Annotated in this window: 3 protein-coding genes; all 3 read left to right on the top strand. The window is 71.8% G+C overall.

The window, feature by feature from the left end; genetic code table 11:
- Positions 1 to 2,646 (top strand): type I polyketide synthase (locus tag AD72_RS34075; protein WP_037348359.1); only part of this gene is annotated, 2,646 nt, incomplete at its 5' end.
- Between the two features lie 146 nt (positions 2,647 to 2,792).
- A complete protein-coding gene (locus AD72_RS34070) occupies positions 2,793 to 7,157 on the top strand; it encodes a type I polyketide synthase (RefSeq protein WP_425480798.1) in 4,365 nt (1,454 codons plus the stop codon).
- Positions 7,158 to 7,189: 32 nt separating this feature from the next.
- The coding region (locus AD72_RS34065) for a beta-ketoacyl synthase N-terminal-like domain-containing protein (RefSeq protein ID WP_197285167.1) at positions 7,190 to 8,052 on the top strand (863 nt) is incomplete at its 3' end.

Raw genomic sequence — 8,052 nt, 5'->3', positions numbered from 1 at the left:
CTGTACAGCAGCGGCGTCCCTGTCGACTGGACCGCACTCCTGCCGGACGCACGGGCTATCGACCTGCCGACGTATCCGTTCCAGCGCAAGCATTTCTGGCTCGCCCCCGCGGCGACGGCCGACCTCGGCCAGGCCGGACTGGAGGTGCCCGGACACCCCCTGCTGGCGGCCGGGCTGCAACTCGCCGAGAACGACGGCACCGTGCTGACCGGGCGACTGTCCCTGGCCACCCATCCTTGGCTGGCCGGGCACACCGTGCACGACACCGTCCTGCTGCCCGGAGCCGCGCTTGCCGAACTGGCCATCCGGGCCGGTGACGAGGCGGGGCTGCCCCAGCTGACCGAACTCACACTGCACGCCCCGCTCGTCATCCCGGACGGCGGCGCGATCGAATTGCAGGTCGCGGTGGACGCCTCGGCCACGGTACGCATCCACTCCCGGGTCCCCGGCGAGGCCTGGGAGCTCAACGCTTCCGGCGTGCTCGGCGAGGCGGCGCCGCCCGACGGCGGGTTCAGCTGGCCGGATGCCATGGAACCCGTCGACCTGAGCACGTTCTACGAGGACCTCGCCGATCGCGGATTCGGCTACGGGGAACCGTTCCAGGGTTTGCGGGCGGCCTGGCGGCACGGGGAGGATGTCTACGTGGAGGTGTCGCTTCCCGAAGCGGCCCACGATGACGCGGCCCGCTTCGGCCTGCACCCGGCGTTGTTCGATGCGGCGCTGCACGGCATGTTCCTGGACGCCGATTCGGCCGGTGCGCTGCCGTTCAGCTGGACCGACGTCAGCCTGTACGCCAGCGGCGCCACCACCGTCCGGGCCCGCCTGCGGCCGACCGGACCCGGCGAGATCGCGCTCGAGATGGCCGACCTCACTGGTGCGCCGGTGCTCTCAGTCGGATCACTGGTCGTTCGCGCGGTCACCGAAGCGCAGCTACGCGGCGGCGAGGACCGGTCGCTGTTCAGCGTCGCACAGGTGACGGTCGAGGCGCCCGCGGTCACCCGGGTGTCCTGGCAGCGGTGGGAGGACTGCGGAGACCAGGCGCCACCGGTCGTCGTCCTGCCCCGCCCCGAAGGCGGTCTCGCCGAGGTCACCCACACCGTTCTCGAGGCGCTGCAACGGTTCCTCACCGAACCCAGGTTCTCCGGCTCCCGTTTGATCGTGCTCACCGGTTCGCGCCCCGCCGACGCGGCGGCCGCCGGTCTGGTCCGCTCGGCCCAGGCGGAGAACCCGGGACGGTTCGTGCTGCTCGACGGTGCGGAGTCCGATGTGGACCTCGCGATCGCGGTGCAGGAACCCCGCGTCCGGGTCGATGCGGGCCGGGTGGAGGTGCCCCGCCTGGTCCGCGCCGAACCGGGCCGCAAACCCGATTGGGACCCGGCGCGCACGGCACTGATCACCGGCGGAACCGGAGGGATCGGTGCCCGGCTCGCGCAGCGGCTGATCACCCAGCACGGCGTCCGGCGGTTGGTGCTCACCAGCAGGCGCGGCCTGGAAGCCCCCGGAGCCGGTGCGCTGATCGACCGGCTGACCGAACTGGGCGCCGAGGTCCGCGTCGAGGCCTGCGACCTCACCGACCGCGCGGCGGTGGCCGCACTCCTCGAGGCGATCCCCGATCTCGGCGGTGTCGTGCACGCCGCGGGGACACTGGACGACGGGATCGTCACCGCGCTCACCGCCGAACGCCTGGACAGCGTGCTCGCCCCGAAGGCAGACGGCGCCCGGCACCTGGACGAACTGACCCGGGACCGCGAACTGACCGAGTTCGTGCTGATCTCCTCGCTTTCCGGAGTGGTGGGTGGACCGGGACAGGGCAACTACGCCGCCGCCAACGCCTACCTGGACGCCCTTGCCGAGCAACGGCACGCGGAGGGGCTCCCGGCAAGGGCGGTGGCCTACGGGCTGTGGGAGGCCGAGGGAATGGGCGGTGTGCTCGATCCGGCCCTCGTCGACCGCATGCGGCGGGACGGGTTCGGTGCACTGACCCCCGAAGAAGGGGAGTCGCTGTTCGACCTCGCCGCGGGACCGGCCGCGGTGGCGGCCAAACTCGACGTGGCGAGCCTGCGGGAACAGGCCCGCGCCGGGACCCTGCCCGCCCTGCTCACCGGCCTGGTCCGGCTCCCGGTCCGGCGCTCCACGAGCACCGCGGCCGCGGCGCCGAACCTGACCGCGCTGGCCCCGGCGGACCGTCCCGAGGCGCTGGCCGAGCTGGTGCGCACACACACCGCGCAGGTGCTCGGTTTCGGTTCCGCGGCCGAGGTGGACCCGGAGCGTGCCTTCACCGATCTCGGTTTCGACTCCCTGACCTCGGTGGAGCTGCGCAACCGGCTCGCGGCGACGGCCGGAGAACCCCTGGGGGCCACGGTGGTGTTCGACCACCCGACCCCGGCCGCGCTCGCCGCCCATCTGGAAACCGTGCTGTTCCCGGAAATCGAGCTCCCCGACGAGGACAGGCTGCGCCGCGCACTCGCGGAGGCGCCGATCGAGCGGTTCCGGGAACTCGGCGTGCTGGGCGCGCTGGTCCGGCTGACCGAGGAAATCGGGGCCCAGGAAGCGGAACAGAACCCGGCGGGGGAGGATGCCGCGGCGATCGACGCCCTCGACGTCGGCGAGCTGATCAGCCGTGCCATGTCCACCTCCGGTGACTGATTCCCGGTAACGGCTGCCGGTCCGGGATGGGCAGGCAGTTACCACGAGGTGGACCCGGGATGGCGAAGAGCCCGCCGGGGCGCGGGCCCGAGCACCCAGGATCGAGGCATGCCAGAGCTTCGCCCCTCGCGCCCGGTCCGGAGAATCTGATGGCGACACCCGACGAACTGGTCACCGCGCTGCGGGAATCGGTCAAGGAGAACAACAGGCTGGCCGCGCGCAACCGGGAACTCGCCGAGGCGACGCGGGAACCGATCGCGATCATCGGCATGGGCTGCCGCTATCCCGGAGGCGTCGAGTCGCCTGCGGACCTGTGGGAACTGGTGGCCGGGGGAACCGATGCGGTGTCAGAGTTTCCCACCGACCGCGGCTGGAACCTCGCCGAACTGTTCCATCCCGATCCCGACCATCCCGGGACCTCCTATGCGCGCGAGGGCGGCTTCCTGCACGAGGCCGCCGAGTTCGACGCCGAGTTCTTCGGCATCTCGCCACGGGAAGCACTGGCGATGGATCCGCAGCAGCGGCTGCTGCTGCAGGTGAGCTGGGAAGCGATCGAACGCGCCGGGCTGGACTTCCCCGCGCTGGCGGGCAGCACGACCGGTGTGTTCGCCGGGATCATGTACCACGACTACGGATCCGGGGTCGATGAACTCGCCGAGGACGTCGAAGGCTACCTGGGGATCGGCACCGCGGGAAGCGTGCTCTCCGGGCGCATCGCCTACAACTTCGGCTTCGAAGGCCCGGCGGTCAGCGTGGACACCGCCTGTTCCTCCTCGCTGGTGGCCGTGCACCTGGCCGCACAGGCCCTGCGCGCAGGCGAGTGCGGACTCGCCCTCGCGGGCGGGGCGACCGTGATGGGACTGCCGGATACCTTCATCGAGTTCTCCCGCCAGCGTGGTCTCGCCGCGGACGGCCGGTGCAAGTCCTTCTCGGCCGCCGCCGACGGAACCGGATGGGGCGAGGGTGCGGGCGTGCTGCTGCTGGAGAAACTCTCCGATGCGGTGCGCAACGAACATCCGGTCCTGGCGGTGGTCGCCGGTTCCGCGGTCAACTCCGACGGCGCCTCCAACGGACTGACCGCGCCGAACGGACCCGCGCAGGAACGGGTGATCCGGGCGGCGCTGGCGAACGCGCGGATGAGCGTCGCGGAGGTCGATGTCGTCGAGGCGCACGGCACCGGAACCCGGCTCGGTGACCCGATCGAGGCGGACACCCTGCTGGCCACCTACGGAAGGGAGCGGGAAACCCCGCTGTATCTCGGCTCGGTGAAGTCGAACATCGGACACACGCAGGCAGCCGCCGGGGTCGCCGGAATCATCAAGATGGTCGAGGCGATGCGCCGCGGGCAGCTGCCGCGTACCCTGCACGCCGAAACGCCGTCGCCGCACGTGGCCTGGGATTCCGGTGCGGTCGAACTGCTGACCGGGCACCGGGACTGGCCGGAGGTCGACCGGGACCGGGCGGCCGCGGTTTCCTCATTCGGTATCAGCGGCACCAACTCGCACGTCGTGCTGCGCCAGGCCCCGGAACCGGAGGACGTGACCCGGGAACGCCGTCCGCTGCACCGGATCCCGCTCGTGCTCTCCGCGCGCAGCGAGGCCGCGCTGCCCGAGCTGGCGGGCCGGTTGCTGCAGAACGAGGCCGAGACCGGGGACCTCGCCTGGTCCCTGGCCAGCACCCGAACGGCATGGGCGCACCGGGCCGTGGTCACCGGTCCGGGAGCGGACGAGCTACGGATCGGACTCGAAGCCTTGTCCCGCAACGAGACCGCGTCCGGTGTGGTGACCGGGCAAGCAGGCGGCGGGAAGCTCGCGTTCCTGTGCACCGGCCAGGGCGCGCAACGCGTGGGGATGGGAACCGGACTCGCCACGGCCTTCCCGGCATTCGCCGAAGCCTACGAGGAAGTGTGCGCCCTGCTGCCGGAGATTCGGACCATCACGGACGCGGATGTGCTGGCGCGCACCGAAAACGCACAGCCCGCATTGTTCGCCTTCGAGATCGCGATGGCCGCGCTGCTGCGTTCCTGGGGTGTGGCACCGGACTTTCTGCTCGGCCACTCGATCGGCGAGTTCGCCGCCGCCCACCTCGCCGGGGTGTGGTCCCTCGCGGACGCCGCGAAACTGGTCACCGCCCGCGGAGAGCTCATGGGTGCACTGCCCGCGGGCGGTGCCATGGTTGCCTTGCAGGCGGCGGAAAACGAGCTCGAACTTCCCGCCGGGGTGAGCGTGGCCGCCGTGAACGGGCCGAGCTCGCTCGTGCTCTCCGGCGAAGCGGACGTGGTGGACTCGGTCCTCGAAGGTTTTCCGGACCGGCGGGCCACCCGGCTGACGGTCAGCCACGCCTTCCACTCCGCCCTGATGGACGAGATGCTGGAGGAGTTCGCCGCGGTCGCCGAGAGCGTCACCTATACGCGGCCGCGGATCCCCCTGGTGTCCGGACTGACCGGTGAGCTCGCCGAGGTGACCGATCCGCGGTACTGGGTGCGGCAGGTACGCGAAACCGTGCGGTTCGCCGACGGCATCGGCACCCTGCATGCCCGCGGGGTCCGGCGATTCGTGGAGATCGGCCCGGATGCCGCGCTGTCCGCGCTCGGTGCGGACTGCGTCACCGACGGACGGTTCTTCCCCATGCAGCGCAAGGAGCAGGACGAGGCCGAGGCCGCGGACCTCGCGCGGGCCCGGCTGTTCGCGGACGGCGTCCGGCTCGACTGGACCCGGATCTTCGCCGGTACCGGTGCCACCCGGGTGGAACTGCCGACCCATCCGTTCCGCCGAGACCGGTTCTGGCTGGCCGCCGCCGACCGCGGCGCTGCGGTGAACCGGCGCTACGAGGTCGTCTGGCGGCCGATCGAACCCGGCGCGGCGCCCGAGGCGAACTGGACGGTGTACGCCCCGGAAAACCATGAGTGGGCGGCCGCCGCGGCAGCGATCCTCGGCGCCCCGCTGGTGCACGAGATCCCGGAGAACGGCCCGGTGCTCGCCTTTCCCGGGGACGGCGCCGAACTCGCGGAACTGTTGCGGTCCACACCCGCGAAGCTCTGGTGTGCCGCGGTCGGCGATCGCCCCGGGGTGGCCGCCGTCGGCCGGGTCGCGGCCATCGAGCAGCCGCGCCGCTGGGGTGGCTGTGTCCAGCTGCCCGCGCGACCCGATGCGGATGCGGCGGCGCGGCTGCGCGCCGTGCTCGGCGGAACCGAGGACGAGGTGATGATCGATTCCGGCGGGGTCTGCGCGCGGCGCCTGGTCGCGGCCGAGGCAGCAAGCCAGGAATGGAGCACCTCCGGCACCGCCCTGATCACCGGCGGCACGGGCGCACTCGGTGCCGTGGTCGCCGAGCGTCTGGTCCGGGCAGGCGCGGAACACCTCGTGCTGTTGTCCCGGCGGGGCGCGGACGCCCCCGGGGCCGCCGGGCTGCGCGAACGGCTTACCGAGCTGGGCGCCCGGGTGACGATCCACGCCTGCGATGCCGCCGACCGGGACGCACTGTCCACAGTGCTCGATGAGCTCGAGGAACTGCGGGTGGTGGTGCACGCCGCGGGAGTGCTGGACGATGCGCTGCTCGATGACGCGACGCCCGAGCGGTTCGCCTCGGTGGCCCGGCCGAAGGTGACCGGGGCGCGGAACCTGTACGAGCTGACCCACGGTCTCGATGCCCTGGTGCTGTTCTCCTCGGTGGCGGGCGTGCTCGGCAACGGCGGCCAGGCGGCCTACGCCGCGGCGAACGCCGAACTCGACGCACTCGCCCGCGCATGGCGCGCCGACGGGGTTCCCGCGGTGTCCATCGCCTGGGGTCCGTGGGCCGAGGGCGGGATGGCCGAGGCAGTGGACGAGGAGGTACGCCGCAAGGGCCTGCGCGCCATGGCGCCCGAAGCGGCCGCCGAGGAGTTCGTCCGGGCTCTCGCGGCGGACCGGCCGGAGGTCACCGTGGCCGACTTCGACTGGCCGGAATTCTTCGACGATTTCCGGGACGCCCCGATGCTGGCCGAACTGCCGCGCCCGGAATCCGGAAAGGGCGCGCCGGAACCGGAAACGAACCTTCGGGAACGCCTGGCCGGGCTGATCGAACCGGAACAGCGCAGGATGCTGCTCGGGCTCGTGCGGGACACTGTGGCCCGCGTACTCGGCCATCCGGACAGCCGCGGAGTCGGGGCCGAGCGGCCGTTCACCGAGCTGGGCTTCGATTCGCTCACCGCGGTGGAACTGCGCAACCGCCTCGATGCCGCCACCGGTGCGGCCGTGCCCGCCACGATCGTCTTCGACCACCCCACCCCGGCCGCGCTGGCCGGCTATCTCTGGCAGGAACTCGCGCCGGAGAGCGGGGCACCGGAGCACGATCTCGACGGCCTGCTGGACAACCTGGAAACCGCACTGGACCGGACCGACCCGGACGAGGAGACGCGGGCGCGCGCGAGTGAACGCCTGCGCGCGCTCGCGGGACGGCTGACCGGCCCGGATTTCGCGCCGTCTTCGGACGATGAGCTCTTCGCCTTCATTGACAAGCAACTCGGCGCCTGAACCGGCGCACGCGACCGATGAGTGGGGACACCGTGGGTGAGAACGACAAGCTTCGCGACTATCTGACCCGGGTTACCGGTGAACTGCAGCGCACACGTGGGCGGCTGGCCGCGATCGAGGAACGCGCCGCCGAACCGATCGCCATCGTCGGGATGGGGTGCCGCTTCCCGGGCGGGGTCGACAGCCCGGAAGGGTTCTGGCGGCTGCTCAACGCCGGGGAACACGGGATCACCGGATTCCCGGACGACCGCGGATGGGACCTCGGCGGGCTCGTCGACCCGGATCCGGACCACCTGGGCACCAGCTACGTCGATCGCGGTGGTTTCCTCGACGGCGCGGCGGACTTCGACGCCGGGTTCTTCGGTATCTCGCCGCGCGAGGCCGTGTCGATGGACCCGCAGCAGCGGCTGCTGCTGGAGACCTCCTGGGAGGCACTGGAACGCGGGGGGATCGACCCGAGTTCGCTGACCGGCAGCGGTACCGGGGTGTTCGTCGGCACCAACGGCCAGGACTACGGCCGCGATCTGGCCAAGGGCATCGAAGGGATCGAGGGTTATCTCGGCACCGGTGTCTCGGGCAGCGTCCTTTCCGGACGGATCTCCTATCTTCTCGGCCTCGAAGGCCCATCGGTCACGGTGGACACGGCGTGCTCGGCCTCGCTGGTCACCCTGCACCTCGCGGTCCGCGCGCTGCGCGCCGGGGAATGTGATCTTGCCCTGTCCGGTGGTGCCACCGTGATGGCCGGACCGGACGCCTTCATCGAGTTCTCCCGGCAGCGTGGCCTCGCCCGCGACGGTCTGGTCAAGGCGTTCGCCGCCGGGGCCGACGGCACCGCCTGGGGTGAGGGTGCGGGCGTGATCGTGCTGGAGCGGCTCTCCGAGGCCCGCAGCAACGG

Source organism: Sciscionella sediminilitoris, from assembly GCF_000737195.2.
Lineage (GTDB): Bacteria > Actinomycetota > Actinomycetes > Mycobacteriales > Pseudonocardiaceae > Sciscionella > Sciscionella sediminilitoris.
This window is presented reverse-complemented; position numbering and strand designations above follow the sequence as displayed.